12 protein-coding genes are annotated in these 16,151 nt (G+C 53.9%); 9 read left to right on the top strand and 3 right to left on the bottom strand.

Features of this window, described 5'->3' with window-relative positions; translation table 11 throughout:
• Positions 1–59: 59 nt before the first annotated feature.
• Positions 60–1,250 (top strand): fumarylacetoacetase, encoded by a 1,191-nt coding sequence (gene fahA / locus A3850_RS08865; protein ID WP_068215717.1) that lies wholly within the window; start codon positions 60–62, stop codon positions 1,248–1,250.
• Between the two features lie 193 nt (positions 1,251–1,443).
• Here the strand turns inward: fahA and gcvP are convergent, their stop codons facing one another.
• Positions 1,444–4,338 carry an aminomethyl-transferring glycine dehydrogenase gene (gene gcvP, locus A3850_RS08870; RefSeq protein ID WP_068215719.1) on the bottom strand — a complete coding sequence of 965 codons (2,895 nt, stop codon included), beginning with the start codon at positions 4,336–4,338 and terminating at the stop codon, positions 1,444–1,446.
• A gap of 265 nt (positions 4,339–4,603) precedes the next feature.
• Here gcvP and A3850_RS08875 point away from each other — a divergent pair, with 265 nt between their 5' ends.
• A complete protein-coding gene (locus A3850_RS08875; protein ID WP_068215721.1) occupies positions 4,604–5,185 on the top strand; it encodes a Uma2 family endonuclease in 582 nt (193 codons plus the stop codon).
• A 52-nt stretch (positions 5,186–5,237) separates the two neighbouring features.
• On the opposite strand, the gene A3850_RS08880 is transcribed toward A3850_RS08875, so the two are convergent.
• On the bottom strand, positions 5,238–5,714 hold the full coding sequence (locus tag A3850_RS08880; protein ID WP_068215722.1) for a DUF3368 domain-containing protein: 477 nt from the start codon (positions 5,712–5,714) through the stop codon (positions 5,238–5,240).
• Positions 5,711–5,950 (bottom strand): UPF0175 family protein, encoded by a 240-nt coding sequence (locus tag A3850_RS08885; protein ID WP_068215725.1) that lies wholly within the window; start codon positions 5,948–5,950, stop codon positions 5,711–5,713. The genes A3850_RS08880 and A3850_RS08885 overlap by 4 nt, the downstream gene beginning before the upstream one ends.
• Before the next feature lie 71 nt (positions 5,951–6,021).
• Between A3850_RS08885 and A3850_RS08890 the strand changes: the two genes are divergently transcribed.
• From A3850_RS08890 to A3850_RS08920, 7 genes are all read left to right on the top strand, one after another.
• Positions 6,022–6,600, top strand: a complete 579-nt coding sequence (locus A3850_RS08890; RefSeq protein ID WP_068219603.1) for a Crp/Fnr family transcriptional regulator — start codon at positions 6,022–6,024, stop codon at positions 6,598–6,600.
• 69 nt (positions 6,601–6,669) lie between these two features.
• Positions 6,670–7,140: an SRPBCC family protein gene (locus A3850_RS08895; protein ID WP_068215727.1), complete on the top strand. Its 471-nt coding sequence runs from the start codon at positions 6,670–6,672 to the stop codon at positions 7,138–7,140.
• The gene (locus A3850_RS08900) at positions 7,137–7,505 is read left to right on the top strand and encodes a hypothetical protein (RefSeq protein ID WP_068215731.1); all 369 of its coding nucleotides are present in this window, start codon (positions 7,137–7,139) and stop codon (positions 7,503–7,505) included. The genes A3850_RS08895 and A3850_RS08900 overlap by 4 nt, the downstream gene beginning before the upstream one ends.
• A gap of 603 nt (positions 7,506–8,108) precedes the next feature.
• On the top strand, positions 8,109–8,978 hold the full coding sequence (locus A3850_RS08905; protein WP_068215732.1) for a DUF2391 family protein: 870 nt from the start codon (positions 8,109–8,111) through the stop codon (positions 8,976–8,978).
• Between the two features lie 58 nt (positions 8,979–9,036).
• Entirely contained in the window at positions 9,037–9,474 is a 438-nt protein-coding gene (locus tag A3850_RS08910) for a hypothetical protein (RefSeq protein WP_068215734.1), read from the top strand.
• A gap of 78 nt (positions 9,475–9,552) precedes the next feature.
• Positions 9,553–11,283 carry a glycoside hydrolase family 32 protein gene (locus A3850_RS08915; protein ID WP_068215736.1) on the top strand — a complete coding sequence of 577 codons (1,731 nt, stop codon included), beginning with the start codon at positions 9,553–9,555 and terminating at the stop codon, positions 11,281–11,283.
• A 610-nt stretch (positions 11,284–11,893) separates the two neighbouring features.
• On the top strand, positions 11,894–16,102 hold the full coding sequence (locus tag A3850_RS08920; protein ID WP_068215738.1) for a T9SS type A sorting domain-containing protein: 4,209 nt from the start codon (positions 11,894–11,896) through the stop codon (positions 16,100–16,102).
• Positions 16,103–16,151 lie beyond the last annotated feature (49 nt).

A 16,151-nucleotide genomic window follows, 5' to 3' on the forward strand; every position in this document is an offset into this window, starting at 1 on the left:
TAAACGGGGGGAAAGACTAAGTGCTCGTCCATTACTTTTGTCGTGACAAGATAATCCCCATGCGCCAATCCTCCAGCCACGCCCTCCTTTGGGGTATTTTTTCCAACGGTAACGAATCCCCCCGCGTGGGTTTGGCCTCCGGCGACCACATCCTCGACATGGCGGCCGTCGCCGAATTGGGTCTCTTCAACTTCGACGTCAGCGTCTTTTACGAGGACCACCTCAATCCCTTCATCGCCCTCGGCAAGGAGATCACCAACGGGGCGCTGTCGCAGGTGCAAAGCTGGTTGGACGAACCGGGCGCCGGCCCTTTAGCTGACCCTTCCCTGTGGGTAGATCGGAAAACGGCAACCGTCCACCTCCCGGTAAGGGTAGGGGATTACACAGACTTCTACTCCAGTATCGAGCACGCCACGAACGTAGGTAAACTCTTCCGCGATCCGGAAAACGCCCTGCTGCCCAATTGGCGCCACCTCCCGGTGGGTTACCACGGGCGGTCCTCCTCCATCGTCGTTTCCGGGACGGACATCCGCCGGCCCCACGGTCAGGTAAAGCCGAACCACTACGACGCGCCAAAATTCGAACCCACCTCCCGGCTGGATTTTGAGTTGGAGATGGGTTTCATCATCGGTAAGGATTCGGAACTGGGAAAGCCAATCTCCACCGCCGAAGCTCCGGACTACATTTTTGGACTAGCCCTCTTCAATGATTGGTCCGCGCGGGATATCCAGAAGTGGGAGTACGTTCCCCTGGGCCCCTTCCTCGGTAAAAACTTCGCCTCTACGCTGTCGGCCTGGATTGTTCCCTACGAGACGCTGGAACCCTTCCGCGTTCCCGGCCCCAAACAAGATCCGGAAGTACTGGACTACCTACAGTATGAAGGCAATCATAACTACGACGTCCACCTGGAAGTCACCCTCACCCCCGCCGGTGGGGAGCCGACGGTGATCTCCCGTTCCAACTACAAATACATGTACTGGAATATGCTGCAGCAGTTGGCTCACCATACGGTAAACGGGTGCAACGTCCGCGTCGGCGACCTATTGGCGTCAGGAACGATCTCGGGTAAAGACGCCATGAGCTACGGCTCTTTATTAGAGTTAAGCGATGGTGGGCGGAAGGATATCGTATTAAAAGACGGTACCATTCGCCGGTGGATTGAGGATGGGGATACGGTGACTTTCCGTGGATGGATGGAGCGGGGTGGGTTGCGGGTTGAGTTTGGGGAAGTTGTTGGGCGGATTGTGTGACTTCGTTTCCCTCCGGACTGTATATGGAGACCCGACCTCCGGTCGGGTTAGCGCTTTAGATCGCTCTTGGTGATCTAATTGTAATAATGCGTTAGTGACTACTTGATAAGTATCAATATTCCAAATTAGCCCGACCAGAGGTCGGGCCTCCAGTATTGGCATCCGGACCGGAGGTCCGAAACCGGGGCCCCTACTACCCCTGATACGCCTCAATCGGCGGGCAAGTACAAATAAAGTTCCGGTCCCCGTACCCGTCATCCACGCGGCCAACGGAAGGCCAGAATTTGTACCCCTCCCGCAAGTAAGGTAGTGGGAAGGCTGCCTGCTCCCGGGAATAAGCGTGCGTCCACTCATCAGCGGAGATCTCCGCGATGGTGTGGGGAGCATTGAGCAGCACGTTATCCTCTGCATCGGCGTCTCCCCGCGCAATGGCGTCGGCTTCTTCGCGGATCGCGATCAGCGCATCACAGAAGCGGTCGAGTTCGTCCTGAGATTCACTCTCGGTGGGCTCGATCATCACCGTACCGGCCACGGGCCAGGAGAGGGTGGGGGCATGGAAGCCGTAATCGATCAAGCGCTTGGCGAGGTCCGCCGCACCCATTACGGATTTGAGCGGGCGCAGATCAATAATGAGTTCGTGCGCACTGCGGCCCTGCTCACCCTGGAAGAGAACGGTGTAGCTCTTCTCAATCCGCTTGGCGATGTAGTTGGCGTTCAGGATGGCGTATTCGCTAGCCGCCTTCAAGCCCTTCGCACCGAGCATCCGGATGTATGCGTAACTGATCAGCAAAATGGAAGCCGATCCCCACGGAGCCGCAGAGACAGCCGTCGAGGCTTTTTGCCCACCCGTCTCCTGCAGCGGGTGCCCGGGCAGGAAGGGCGCAAGCTTCTCATTACAGCAAATCGGGCCCATTCCGGGGCCACCACCGCCGTGCGGGATGGCAAAAGTCTTGTGGAGGTTGAGGTGGCAAACGTCCGCGCCAATCCGGCCCGGGCTCGTCAGGCCAACCTGAGCGTTCATGTTGGCACCATCCATGTAGACCATGCCACCAGCTTCGTGAACGAGTTCGCAGATCTCGACTACCCCAGTTTCAAATACCCCGTAGGTACTGGGGTAAGTGATCATGAGCGCAGAGAGATTGTCCCGGTTCTCGTCCACCTTCAATTTGAGGTCTTCAATGTCGATGTTACCCGCTTCGTCGGACTTTACGACAACGACCTCCATACCAGCCATGACGGCGCTAGCGGGGTTGGTGCCGTGGGCGGATTCAGGAATAATGGCGACGTTCCGGTGGAAGTCGCCCCGATCGTGGTGGTAAGCCCGAATGACAAGTAAGCCCGCGTATTCACCACTAGCTCCGGAATTGGGCTGGAGGGAGCAATCCGTAAAGCCACAGATCTCCGCCAGATCACGTTCCAGTTCACTAAAGATCTGCTTGTAGCCCTGGGCCTGCGCAATCGGCGCGAACGGGTGGAGATCCGCAAATTCGGACCAGGAAACAGGAATCAGTTGCGTTGCCGCGTTCAACTTCATCGTACAGCTACCTAGCGGGATCATGCTGTGGCAGAGGCTGAGGTCCTTATTCTCCAGGCGCTTCAGGTAGCGCATCATCTGCGTCTCCGTCCGGTGGTTCTTGAAGTTGGGGTGGGTCAGGTAGTCTGACGACCGGAGCAGGCTGGCGGGAAGGCGATCCTCCACGCCCTCAATACCTCCGTCTTCAGTCAGATTGGCTCCCTGGTAGTCGAGGTTGACACCGAAGATGCGGCAGACGGCCTTTAGGTCCGTTGTCGCAACCGTTTCGTCGAAACTGATGCGGATACCACCTTCAACGGGGTAGTAAAAGTTGTACCCTTCCGCCTGGCTGCGCGCCTTGATCTGGGCCACCTTTTCGGGGCTGGCCTCCACGTGGAGGGTATCGAAGAACTCATTTCCGGCGAGGGTAAATCCACCGGCCGTCAATGCATCGGCGAAGAGGGCGGTGAAGTGGTGGGTCCGCTTCGCAATAGCCTTGAGGCCTTCCGCGCCGTGGTAGGTCGCGTAGAAGCCGGCCATATTAGCCAGCAGTGCCTGGGCGGTACAGATGTTGGATGTAGCCTTTTCCCGGCGGATGTGTTGCTCCCGCGTCTGCAGAGCCATGCGCAGGGCATACTTCCCGTGGCGGTCCTGGCTCACGCCAATGATGCGGCCAGGAATCTGGCGCTTGTATTTCTCCGTCGTAGCGAAGTAGGCGGCGTGCGGCCCACCGAAGCCCATCGGTACCCCGAAACGCTGGGAGTTACCGACGACGGCATCCGCTCCCCATTCTCCGGGAGGCGTCAGGAGGGTCAATGCCAGTAGGTCCGCCGCTACGATGGTAAAGGCGTTCGCAGCTTTGGCCTGCTCAACCACTGCGCGATGATCCTCTACCCGGCCATTGGCGCCGGGGTACTGCAGAAGGATGCCGAATACTTCTTCCTTACCAAAAGTAAAGCCAGCGACCGGCCGGACGTCCACCTTAATGTTCAGTGGCTCGGCCCGGGTTTTGAGGACGGCGATCGTCTGGGGCAGCACCTGGTCAGATACCAAAAAGGTTGCCACGGCATCGCCCTTCGTACGCTTGTTGCGGGCGGCGAAGAACATGGTCATGGCCTCGGCGGCGGCGGTGCCTTCGTCGAGCAGGGAAGCGTTGGCGATGGGGAGGCCCGTTAGGTCGCTCACCATCGTCTGGTAGTTCAGCAGCGACTCCAGGCGCCCCTGGGCGATCTCCGCCTGGTAGGGCGTGTACTGAGTGTACCAACCCGGATTAGAGAACACATTGCGCAGGATCACGCTCGGCGTTATCGTATTGTAGTAGCCCATCCCGATGAAGGAGCGGAAGACTTTGTTCTTAGCCGCAATCCCCTTTAGGTGCTGTAGGTAGTAGTATTCGCTCACGGCGGCGGGCACGTCCAGCGCCTTGTGGTCACGAATGTTGGCGGGCACGGTCTGCTCCATCAGTTCGTCGAGGGACTCGACACCGACGACGTCCAGCATGGCCGTCAGCTCTCCGGCGTCGGGACCAAGGTGGCGGTGAGCAAATTGGTCGTGGCGGGGGGTAAGAGCGGGCATACAATTACGTTTTTACGAGAAGGCGCAAAGGTAACTCCCACCCGGTGATTGGGTTGCGGCAAAGCAACACGTAAACGTCATGATTTTTGTCGCGATCAGGATCTGGCAGGGCGGGCCGTAGCAGAGGTGTTTTTTCCAATTTGTGGCTCGTGCATTCTAGCTGGGCTTAGTCTCAATTCGGGGCGCTGCCGCGGGTGCGCAGCAATGGGACTGAGGGTAGGTGGAGTGACAAAATGCCCTATCTTAGCAACTAAGACCAACGACCATGGGACAACCAAAATTAGCTAAAGTACCTTTCGAAGACTACCTCACCATCGAGCGAAGGGATGATATGCGTTATGCGTACATCGATGGCGAGATTTTCAGCATGGCGGGCGGGACGATACAGCATACCAGGATTTGCAGTAATGCTCACGGAGTATTACGTGATGTAACGAGAAAAACTGGAACTTGCGAACCATTTACTTCAGAAATGAAAATAGAAGTAAAAGCCCGCGGCAAATACTTCTACCCCGACGCTGGTTTAGCCTGCCCTGAGTACGTTGAATCAAAGCACCTCACCGGTGCGATCGTTAATCCAAAACTGATTGTGGAAGTAACCAGCAAAGAAAGTGCGGGCTACGATAACTCCGAAAAGTTTCGTGCTTATTGGTCAATTCCATCCGTTCACGAATACATCCTGATCGAGCAGGAGCAGCCACGCGTCACCATTTACCGCAGACGTAATGATCTGATGAAGATGGACCATTACGAGGGGCTGGACGCCGTCGTACCGCTCGAAAGCGTTGAAGGCGAATTGAGGCTGGCTGATATTTATGAGAAGGTTAGGTTTGAGGAGGAGGCGTAGGCAGTTGATGCCAAAAAAACAGATGCTCGCTGCGTATAGAACGAGAGGTTGTTCAAATTTCTCCCAATGAATCAAGGACGTGCTTAATCAACTTATCGTTGAGCCACAATCCAATCTCTCTGAGGGCGGTAATTTTATCGGAGACGTTATCAATTAGCCCTAATTTTTTTGCTTGAATTAGCACGCCTAAAATTCCTGTGATCTGGATACCGTATTCAGTGGCAATGCTCCTTCCTAACCGCTCATCTATTATCAGGTACTCTGCTTTTAACTCTATTGCCAGGACGATGGATTCAGATTCTCCAAGGTCCAGTTGATCCAATAACTTTTTGAGTAGGAGTTGGTCAGTGGGGTGTTTTACGATAATCCAATCAGTCTCAAAAAGAAAATCTGCCTGTGCTTGTACTCTTGACAATTCGTGATGAACACCCGGAGATATTACGATTTGTCCATAAAGGTCTTTCAGTACATCGATTAGTCCAATCTGGTATAGGTTACTGATGGCTGATGTGTCACTGACTACAATCATAGGTCAATTCCCAGGTTCTCAAGATCAGATTTCAAATCGTCTTCATCGTAATGCTGAAAGATCTTTCTTTTGCCCAGTTCCTTTTGGAATTCCAGATGATTTAAGCCAGATAATTCCCGACACTTACCAAAGCTCATTTGTTGCTTTTCGTACAAGAAGCAGGCTAGGTCGATGAGCAAATTGTTTGCCGTAGTGTCTAAGTTCTCTAGTAAGGTGTCCGAGATGACTAAGGCCATGATGTAAATTTGTTTGGAACTCCTTACGTAACGCTCAGGTATTCCCTTTGTTGCTATTCCAACCCGCCACCATGCACCCCTACCGCGCCTTCATCCATCGCTACCAACCGATCACGAACGAGGAATGGGCACGGATAGCGGACCTCCTCGTTAGGCGCGAGATTACTGCCGGCGATGTACTGCTACAGGAAGGAAAAGTATGCCGCCACGTCTGGTTCCTGGAACGGGGGTTGATGCGCTACGCAGTGGACGATGTCGGAACGGAGGTCACCAAGTTCTTCACCGTAGCGCCCTACTGTTTCACTTCTCAGCGCAGCTTTAACACCCGCCAGCCGGCGGAAGAATCCATCGTTGCTCTTGAGGACGGTATGCTGTGGCAACTCTCCAAGGACGACGTTGAGTCCCTATTTGCCCTGCCGGGTTGGAGCGCCTTCGTGCGGGCCCTTACCCAGGAGGTACAATTTTTTACCGAAGAGATCCTTCTCGACCTCCAGCGTAAATCTGCTGAGGACCGATACCGAACCCTCCTTAGTACAGGGGACCCACTACTGGAGAGAGTCCCACTCAAGTTCCTGGCCTCCTATTTAGGTATTGCACCCCAATCGCTAAGTCGCATCCGAAAAAAGATCGCCGCCGCGGGTAGAAGTTAACCTGGGTGCAGCAGCGTAGGCCACTTGAGAGATGACCTTCGTGCCATTGAACAACCCTAGTTACTTTTTATGCCTACTAGTAAGACTTCCCCACCCGAGCGACCAGCTGAACCCACCAATCGCCACTTCTGGCACAGCGTCACCACTACGGCTAGTAGTGCCGCTGTCTGGCGGGTCTGGTCCGACGTAGCCAACTGGAAAAATTGGGACGAAGGCCTCTCCGCCGCCGAGCTGGACGGCCCCTTCGAAGCCGGCGCCCGTGGGACCCTGGTCACGGATGGCCGTAAGGTGGCCTTCCAAATCGTGACCGCAATGCCAGAATCCAGTTACACCGTACTGACACCACTACCTTTAGGGCAATTGTTTGTCCGGCGCTCCTACGCTCCAGCAACTGATGGTGGACCGGGAGGGAAGATCACCCACGAAGTCTGGTTCGCCGGCCTTTCGGCCCCGCTCTTCACCTGGATACTAGGTCGGAAGTTTCGCCCAATGCTACCTGGTATTGTTGAAAACGTAAGTAAAATTGCCACGGCCTTATGATCTACCTCATCTACGCTGCCAACATCCTCGTTGCGGGTTGGATCAGCATTACGAGCCTCTTCTTCCCCCGCACAGCTTTAGTTACGGTATTCCAGAATACCGTAGAATACTCGGAAACCATCCGTCTGGTGGGTGCACTCTGGGGTGCTATCTTCCTACTCTCCATTGCCGGTTTATTCTTCCCGCAGCGGATGAGTGTGGTGCTACTCTTCCAATTGATCTATAAAGGGAGTTGGTTACTTTTCGTAGCCCTGCCGGCATTTCAGAACGACCTCCCTTACCCCAAGGGCATGGCCAATTTCTTTGTGGTTTGGGTACTGGTGCTGCCGTTTGTGATTCCTTGGGGGTATTTGTTTGGGCGATGAGGTACACTTTTGCGGCCATTTAAGTGCATAGTCGACGGGCTAAAATCAAATTTTGATTTAGGTATTTATCTACCACTTCTTTTATAGCTAAAAGAAGCAAAAGCTTTGTCCTGTAACCGTGGCTTAACGTGATTTCAGCAGCAGAAAGCTAAAATTTGCCAACTCGCCAACTAACTTTTGTTTCAAACTTTAAGCCTGCCGTTTGCATTTAATTCGTGGGTCATGCTTTAATCATTCGCGTGCTCAAACAATGCAAATTTCTTCGCGCTTTCTACCGCTGAAATCACTACCACGGTTAAGGGACGAATAACCTCCCACGGATTTAGGTCTCTCGTCCAAAATCTAAAATCCAACGTCTAATATCCTCAAACGCCTTTCCCCCAAGTACTTATTCAATACAGGCCACGCCAATAAACCCTCCAGCATTCTTCAGGTAGCCCGTCCAAAATCTAAAATCCAACGTCTAACTTCCTGCCATTAATCCCGAGCGTTCACTAATAAATCGGGCGGCCACATTTTGTTACTCCTAACAACACACACTACATACTTCACCTAACAAAAGTATTTGTTCGAACTACTGTTTCCAGTCGCCGTTGCAAGGGCGTGGCCAAACTTATAGACATCTCCCCCCTCGATAAAGTCGTTCAGTACGACGACGAGCCGGCTAAACTGTACCGGATCGAGATCCGTGACCTTTCGCGTGGCCTTTGCGGGGCGCTGTTTTTAGCCCTCCCGCTACACTATACGATGGAGATGTGGTCGCGTGCGCGGTCAATCCCGCCTTACCTGATGCTATCCATCATCCTGGTAGGATACCTGCTCAACGTTGGGTACTGCTACTATAGTAACTTTAAGGATAAACCCGCCCGGCAATCGCCCTGGTGGGATGCCCTTGAAAGCATCGGCATCGGGCTTTTCGCCAGCGCCGCAACCTTATTTCTGACGGACCAACTTACTTACCAAATGAGTTGGAGCGTGATTATTTCCTGCATTGCCATCACGTCCGTTCCGACGGGGTTCGGGGCCAGTTTGGCCAAGAGCCAGCTTAGTGCAGGTGGAGATCGGGACTTAACCAAAGGGTGGTCGCAGGACAAGAAGAAACTCATCGCCTGCCTGCTGGGAGGCATCATGTTCGCCTTCAATGTTGGCGCCACACAGGAGCCTACGGTGATCAGTACCTCCATCAATGCATGGCAGATTATTGGTTTAATTCTATTCTCTCTCTTCGTGAGTTACCTAATGGTTTTCATGACGGACTTCGAAACACAGAAGGATGATGAGGGTACAATTCTGGGCCCCGAATGGGCTGAAATGACAATCTGTTACTCCGTCTCCCTAATCGCCAGCGCCGCACTGCTCTTCATGTTCGGTTATCTATCCGGAGATACGCCCTTTAATCTGTCCGCTACGTGGGTGGTTGTATTGGGCTATGCAACCACGCTCGGTGGGTCCGCCGGGCGGCTCGTGATTTAAATCATCTATTCGTAACCGGACACCAGTTACGCAGCTTTCTCAACTTAAATATTGCGTAATGGCTAATGATAATAAAGAGGACAACTCGGATGAGCAGGGCCAATCACCTAACGAGCAAACCCCTCCGCCCACCATTCTTTCCTGGACAATCCGGGGTGTTAGTCTGCTTGTCATTTTCGGCTTGCTCATTTACTTTCTCGTAGCGGCAATTCAACCTACTGCTCCTGCGGGCGCTAACGTAGAATACAAGGTGGCGGATATCGAACAACGCGAAGGCAGATGGGTCGTCCCCTTTAAGGTGATAAACACCGGAGGGATGGGGCTTCATTTAATTAAAGTAAAGGGTACGTTGCCCGCCGAGCCGGAGGACGTGGAGAAAACAATCATCATCCCCCTCCTGGGTTCCGGGGAACGGGTTACCTCCGAGTTTCGTTTTGAGGAAGATCCCCGCGTGGCGGGCTTCGAGTTCACGGTGGAAAGCTATTTGGTCCCGTAGACATTTTTGAACTGGAATCAGCAGCATATGATTTGATATGTGGATATTGGGGATGTTTATCACTCCAACATTCTCCCCATGCGGTTTACCTTGTTCTTTGCGCTCGTCTTCTCCCTGTATTCCTGCGGAAGTCCAACGGCTGAGACCCCGTCCGCTTCCAATGGCTCTGCACCTGCGACAGCGCCCGCTGAATATGACGAGGAAATGCTGCAGGACGCCGACGAGCACGCGCCCCCCGGCTACTACGAAAACCTACCCACGGAGGCTTATAACCCCGGTGAATACGACGAGCGCTTCCGGCCAGAATACCACTTTACGCCGCTGGAAGGTTGGATGAATGACCCAAACGGGATGGTCTATTACGACGGCGAATGGCACCTATTTTACCAGCATTTTCCCGATAGCAACCGGTGGGGACCGATGCACTGGGGCCACGCCATCAGCACCGATCTGGTGAACTGGCAACACCTGCCGATTGCGTTGTACCCGGACGAAAAAGGCTACATCTTTTCGGGTAGTGTCGTAGTAGACCACGCCCAAAAAAGCCCCTTCGGGAAGGACGGTGAACCGGCGATGGTGGCCATGTTCACCTACCACGATATCGAGGGCGAAAAGGCCGGACGGGCCGACTACGAAACCCAGGGCATCGCCTATAGCAACGACCACGGGCGGACCTGGACGAAGTACGCCGGTAACCCCGTCATTCCCAACCGCGGGACGAAGGATTTTCGGGACCCCAAGGTGCTGTGGGACGAGAAAACCCAAGCTTACACCATGGTCCTCGCCGCCGCCGACCACGTGGAATTCTTCTCTTCGCCGGACCTCGTGAATTGGACCTACTTAAGCAGTTTTGGGAAGGACCAACCCGAACACTTCGGCGTCTGGGAGTGCCCCGAACTCATCCCCATGACGGTGGAAGAAACGGGGGAGGAAGCATACGTCCTCATCGTCAGTACCGGCCGTGGAAACCCCAACGGTGGGGGCTCGGCGACCTATTACTATACGGGGAATTGGGACGGCAAAACCTTCACCAAATTGAAGGAAACCAGCTACAACAAACCGGGTACCAAGTGGCTCGACCACGGCCGCGATAACTACGCCGCCGTCACCTTCGCCGACGTGCCGGATGGCGATGGCCGCACCATTTTAATGGGTTGGATGAGCAATTGGCAGTACGCTCAGGACGTGCCCACCGAAGGTTGGCGCAGCGCCATGACGGTACCGCGCAACTTGCGTTTGTACAACGACCCCGACTTTGGCTACCGCCTCCACCAGGCGCCGGTGAAGGAATTGGAACGCCTCCGGGGGAAGAAGATCGAACTCGGTACGGATTATTTGGAAGATGGCATCACGACGGTTGATTTAAGCGAGTTGGCTCACCCCGGGGTGTTCGAACTTAATTTTTCGGTGGATTTACACAGCAATTCCGAAGCGCTCTACTTTACGCTGACGGACGCTGACAATAAGAACTTTTACCGCTTTGGTTTTGACCGGAATATGGAAGAGGGCAAATGGATCTTCACCAGCCGCGACCTGGCAGGATTGCGAGAATTCCACGAAGATTTTACCAGCGAAGAGTTGACGTTTCTGGACCGACCCAGTAATAATTCCGTGATGGACATTCGTATTTTGTTTGATAAGACGAGCGCCGAGGTTTTTCTCGATGATGGCCTCGCCGTAGCCACCGATATTTTCTTTCCGACTACTGATTTTACTTATCTCGTTTTTGAGGTAAGTGGTGGGCAAAAGGATTTGGATGGGGATTTAGGGTTTTTGTTGGAGCGGGGGGATATTTGGGAATTAAAATGATATTTTGACGTTAGATTTTAGACATTGGATCTTAGATGGTGCCTGGTGCTATTTAATTAGGTAGTAATTTCTGAAATTTGCTGGAATGGCTGCTCCCCTCTCCCTTGGAGAGGGGTTGGGAGAGAGGGCGCCTGAAGCGGAATATGCCCCTTTAAACAATTAATTTTTTGGGAAAAAGGGTTTTGACTCTTCTCCCGTCTTGCACTTCTTTTGTAGCCAAAAGAAGCAAAAGCTTTGTCCTGTAACCGTGGCTTAACGCGATTTTCGGGTGGAAAAGCTAAAATCTGCCAACTCGCTAATCGTCGTTCGCTTTGAGCTCAAGCTTTTCGGTTGCATAATTCTGTGGTCCTTTATTCAATCTCTCGTGTGCTCGAACAGTGCAGATTTCTTCACGCTTTTCCACCCGAAAATCACTACCACGGTTAAGGGACGGATGACTGCCAGGTCTTTAGGAATCCCGTCTAAAATCTAACGTCTAAAATCCCTCCAGTAATCACTACCACGGTTAAGGGACGGATAACTTCCAGGTCTTTAGGTATCCCGTCTAAAATCTAACGTCTAAAATCACAAAGTCCTATCTTCACTCTCCCTATTACAAAACACATCTCCCTTGAAACACCTCAACGCATTCGTGCTCTTCCTATGTCTGCTATTGAGCAATTGCCTTGCGGGCCAGTCTACCCCCTTTCCAGGTCTTGAATTTGACAAGATCGACGTCAACGCCGAAGGGCGCAACATCACCCGGATACACAGTCAGCACACTACTGAGTTGGGGGAGTTGTTCATCCTCTGGGATTTGAACTCGCCCGGACGGGGGCCGGTACGCTTCTACACTTTTCAGGACGGCGCATTTCAGGAGCGCGCAGTACTTAACCTGGACCCGGACGATTTTGAGCTGATCGGGATTCACGGCAACTACGTGGTTTATGATGACCGATTCGGCAACAGTGTTACCGTAGAAACACTGGATCTGCGGGACGGGACAATCAAGACTATTGTCAACCCGAACGAAGTCACGTATCCGCTGGATGGCGACCATTTTCTGTATCCTGGCTCCAATGGCGGGACGTACATCAGCCAGGACGGGGATGACGGCTTTCGCTTTACCGGCCGGCAAATCAGTTTACACACCTTCCCCTTTGGTGATCGAAGTATCATCACCTCCTTCCGAGAAATGTGGGTGACGGACTACACGGAGGAAGGAACCGTACAACTCGACGTGTTTGGAACTGACCCGATTGCTGGCCGCACCATTGGAGACCGCTTCGTTTATTCTTTGGAGAACGGTAACCTGATGTCCACCGACGGGACGAGGGACGGTGCCATCCAGTTACTACCCTTCACCGATAATGAAGCTACTTACTTCGTGGCCGCCTCGGACGAGAAAATATTCTTCAAATACACCTCTTCCGCCCACGGTACCGAACTATGGGAAACGGACGGCACCCCCGCCGGCACGATGCGGCTGACCGATTACGGCCCCGGCCCGCAGGATGGCATCATCGTCAACGCGCCCTTCCCGAGCTCTACCCACCCGGGCACCGTGCCTACAGAAACGGTAATTCGTGGAGGGGGAGGCACCAACCGGAATGTTTACCTGGTCAACGCCAACGGTATTACCGAGTTGTTCACCCACGAGCCGCGTAACCTGACCAGCTTCTGGCGGCCTAAACTGATCGGGCAGTCCGCGGACGGTACTTATTTTGTCAAGGTAGAAGAGAACGGTCAGGCGGCGAGAATTATCGCGGTCAACAACGGCGTGACGACGGAGCTTTTTGCTCCCGATGACCTGCAGTTCCTCGGCGGCGAAGTCATCGTCGGTAACCACCTTTTCGCCTCCATGCGCAGCAACAACTTGGGGCGCCTCGGGCTGATGAGCGTCAATAGCCCCACTGCCGTAGTCCTTGATACCCTAAACGGAACCCGACTGTTTGCGGGTGAGGACCACGTTTACTACAACGGTTTTTCGGATTTGGATCCAACCTTCTTCAGAACTACCCTCAGTTTTAGAAGTGCTTCCGTGACGGGGGAAGTCAAGACCTTTCCCATCGTCGCCCTCGAGGAGTATACGAATAACTTTACCCCCTTCTTCTTTAGTCAGGAGGGCAACAACTACGCCATCGCTGATGAGGCTTTTTCCAAGGAGGCCATCTTCAGCTTGGAGGGTGGCGACTACGAGGTAGAAATTGATTTATTCGACATCACCGAGTCTTCGTTAACGGACGCTCATTACGCAACGGATAATTATCTCTACTACGTAGAATATAGCAATAATGGAGCCGGGCCGGGCCAATTTTATGCGCTGAGCCAGCCCGATGCCACGCCCGTTCCAGTAGCACCCCAGGGAACAGAATTTGAAGGTTTTGGTCCGTTCGTTCTGGGAGACTACTTACTGGACCAACTCCCTGACGGGGATGGGCTGTACACTTTTTTGGGGCCGCAGATAAGTGACTATAAGAAGATTGCTCCCCCCATCACTGGCCTGAGAATACTAGGGAATGCCGTTGTGCTGGATGGCTACGCTTACTTCCGAATGCGCCGGTCCTTTGGCGACATCATCTACCTCTGCCGGGTCAAACTGGAAGGGCCAGCGACGGCAGAAATTGTGCAAATCTTCACCCCCGGGCCGGACGTTGGAAGCAATCGTAGTCTTGGCGAAATGGTGGTCCACAATGGTCTCATCTACCTCCCCGCCGTCGCTGATGATACCGGGTGGGAGCTCTGGCGGACGGACGGCACCCCGGACGGCGCTGAATTCTTCCGGGACCTAAACCCCGGGCCAAATAGCGCCGACATCGGAAACGTCCGCCTGGCGGGCGATTGGTTGATTCTGGAGATGGGGCCACTCAGAGAACCCGCAGAGATCTACGTAGAGCACCTCGGTGACGGCCGCGTTTACCGCTACCCATTCGATGGCAATTTCCTTAGAGAAGTAGCTTTGGTAGGTGACTACCTCTTCGTCGGTGCCTGGATGCGGGGCCTACTTAAAATTGATACCCGAAACGGCGAGCTAAGCACGGAGAGCGAAGAAGATATCCGGGAACTCGCCACGCTCAGTGACGGCCGCGTCGTTTACCCAAGTAGGGTAGGGGTTGCCATCACCGACGGGGTAACAACAGAAACTGCAGACGTAGCTTTTGGTGAGGCACTCGGCCATTATCTGATCGGTAGGGGAGACCGCGTCAACTCGTCGGAGAACCAGATTGATGTGTTTAATACATTGACGGGTGACCTCATCAGCATGCCCGACGCTTTTTTATCTAACAACAATGAACAATGGCTGAGCGTCGGGAACCAGGTCTATTTTGATGGAATTAGCCGACAGTTCGGCAATGAGATCTACTACTTCTCCCTGGGTGGTGACCTGGATAGTATCCAGGGCACAGTGTTTCTCGATCTCAACGAAAATGGTACCCAGGACGCCGATGAACCATCCGCAAATGGCGTACTCGTATACGCGGAAACTAATGGCCGCCGTACGAGCGTGAGAACGGATGCTCAGGGTGAATTTCTGATGGTCGTCGAGGACGCTGCTTCCGCCGAAGTATACCTCGGCCGGAATGACTGCTACGGTAACCAGAGTGAGCAACGTTTCCCGGGCAATAGCGAAAACATCATCTTCTCCGTTTCCGGGCAGGCAACGAACAGCAGCGTAAACGCCCACCTCGTGACGGGGGCTGTCCGCTGTGGATTTACCGTTCCGGTTTGGGCAACCGTCACCAACACCGGTTGCGTTGCGGCTAGTTTTGACGTCACCCTGAGTGTGGACGAAGATGCCTCCGTAGAAAGCTTCACCGTTCAGCCCGACGTCTCCGAGGAGAACGTATTGACGTGGCAAAGCGTCACTTTGGAGGCCGGTCAGAGTTGGACCAACCTCGGTCAAATCCGTCAGCCAAACGAAGACCGGGTGGGTACGCCCGTCGAATACAACCTGAGCGCTATTAGCAACGATGATGACGAAGTGGAGGACGAGTTTGACTACGCTCCTAACCTCCGCTGCGCAATCGACCCGAATGACAAACTGGTCAGCCCCAGCCGGGCAGAACCGTCGATGAGCAACTATACCCAGTTCGATGAGACGCTGACCTACACCATCCGTTTTCAGAATACGGGCAACGACTTCGCCACCACGGTGCGTCTGGAAGATGAACTCGGGCCGCAGTTTGACCTGACTACCTTCAGCCCCGTCGCGGCCAGCCATAAGTACCGCTACGCCCTGGGCGACAACGGCCAACTAACGGTCACTTTTGACGAGATCAACCTGCCCGATAGCACCCGCAGCCCGGTAGAAAGTAATGGCTTCTTCTCTTTTGACGTCCGTTTACTAGATGATTTCGTAATGGGTGACGTGGAGAATACCGCGGCCATCTACTTCGACTTCAACCGTCCCATTATTACGAATACCGTCCAGTCCAGCATCGTGGAGTTCCTCGACGAGGACGAAGACGGCTTCAACTTCTACGACGAGTGTAATGACCAGGATGCATCCATCAACCCCGCCGCCATCGATGAGGCCGGCAACGGTATCGACGAGAATTGTGACGGGCAGGATGGTACGGTCTCCACCGGCGAAGCATTGAGTGCCCAAGTCCAGTTGTATCCCAACCCGACGACCGATTGGGTCCGGCTGGAAGATCCGCTGGGCCGGCAACTAACCGTTATTGTTATGGACCAGACCGGGCGCGAACTACTTCGCCGTGAAGTGCGTGCCGGTGAGGCGCTAAACCTGACGTCCGCCGCCGCCGGCGTTTACCTCGTGCAGCTACGTGACCCGATGAGTGGGCGGACGGGGTACCGGAAGTTGGTGTTGCGGCGGTAGGGTTTACGCTTGGTTGAAAGGTCAACGTAGCCGTTTGAAAACATGATTC

It is taken from the genome of Lewinella sp. 4G2, assembly GCF_001625015.1.
In the GTDB taxonomy this organism is placed as follows: Bacteria; Bacteroidota; Bacteroidia; order Chitinophagales; family Saprospiraceae; genus Neolewinella.

What these genes read in the sequence shown, in the direction of transcription:
- fahA (WP_068215717.1), top strand. Translation starts at nt 60, where the DNA reads ATGCGCCAATCCTCCAGCCACGCCCTCCTTTGGGGTATTTTTTCCAAC.
- gcvP (WP_068215719.1), bottom strand. Translation starts at nt 4,338, where the DNA reads ATGCCCGCTCTTACCCCCCGCCACGACCAATTTGCTCACCGCCACCTT.
- A3850_RS08875 (WP_068215721.1), top strand. Translation starts at nt 4,604, where the DNA reads ATGGGACAACCAAAATTAGCTAAAGTACCTTTCGAAGACTACCTCACC.
- A3850_RS08880 (WP_068215722.1), bottom strand. Translation starts at nt 5,714, where the DNA reads ATGATTGTAGTCAGTGACACATCAGCCATCAGTAACCTATACCAGATT.
- A3850_RS08885 (WP_068215725.1), bottom strand. Translation starts at nt 5,950, where the DNA reads ATGGCCTTAGTCATCTCGGACACCTTACTAGAGAACTTAGACACTACG.
- A3850_RS08890 (WP_068219603.1), top strand. Translation starts at nt 6,022, where the DNA reads ATGCACCCCTACCGCGCCTTCATCCATCGCTACCAACCGATCACGAAC.
- A3850_RS08895 (WP_068215727.1), top strand. Translation starts at nt 6,670, where the DNA reads ATGCCTACTAGTAAGACTTCCCCACCCGAGCGACCAGCTGAACCCACC.
- A3850_RS08900 (WP_068215731.1), top strand. Translation starts at nt 7,137, where the DNA reads ATGATCTACCTCATCTACGCTGCCAACATCCTCGTTGCGGGTTGGATC.
- A3850_RS08910 (WP_068215734.1), top strand. Translation starts at nt 9,037, where the DNA reads ATGGCTAATGATAATAAAGAGGACAACTCGGATGAGCAGGGCCAATCA.
- A3850_RS08915 (WP_068215736.1), top strand. Translation starts at nt 9,553, where the DNA reads ATGCGGTTTACCTTGTTCTTTGCGCTCGTCTTCTCCCTGTATTCCTGC.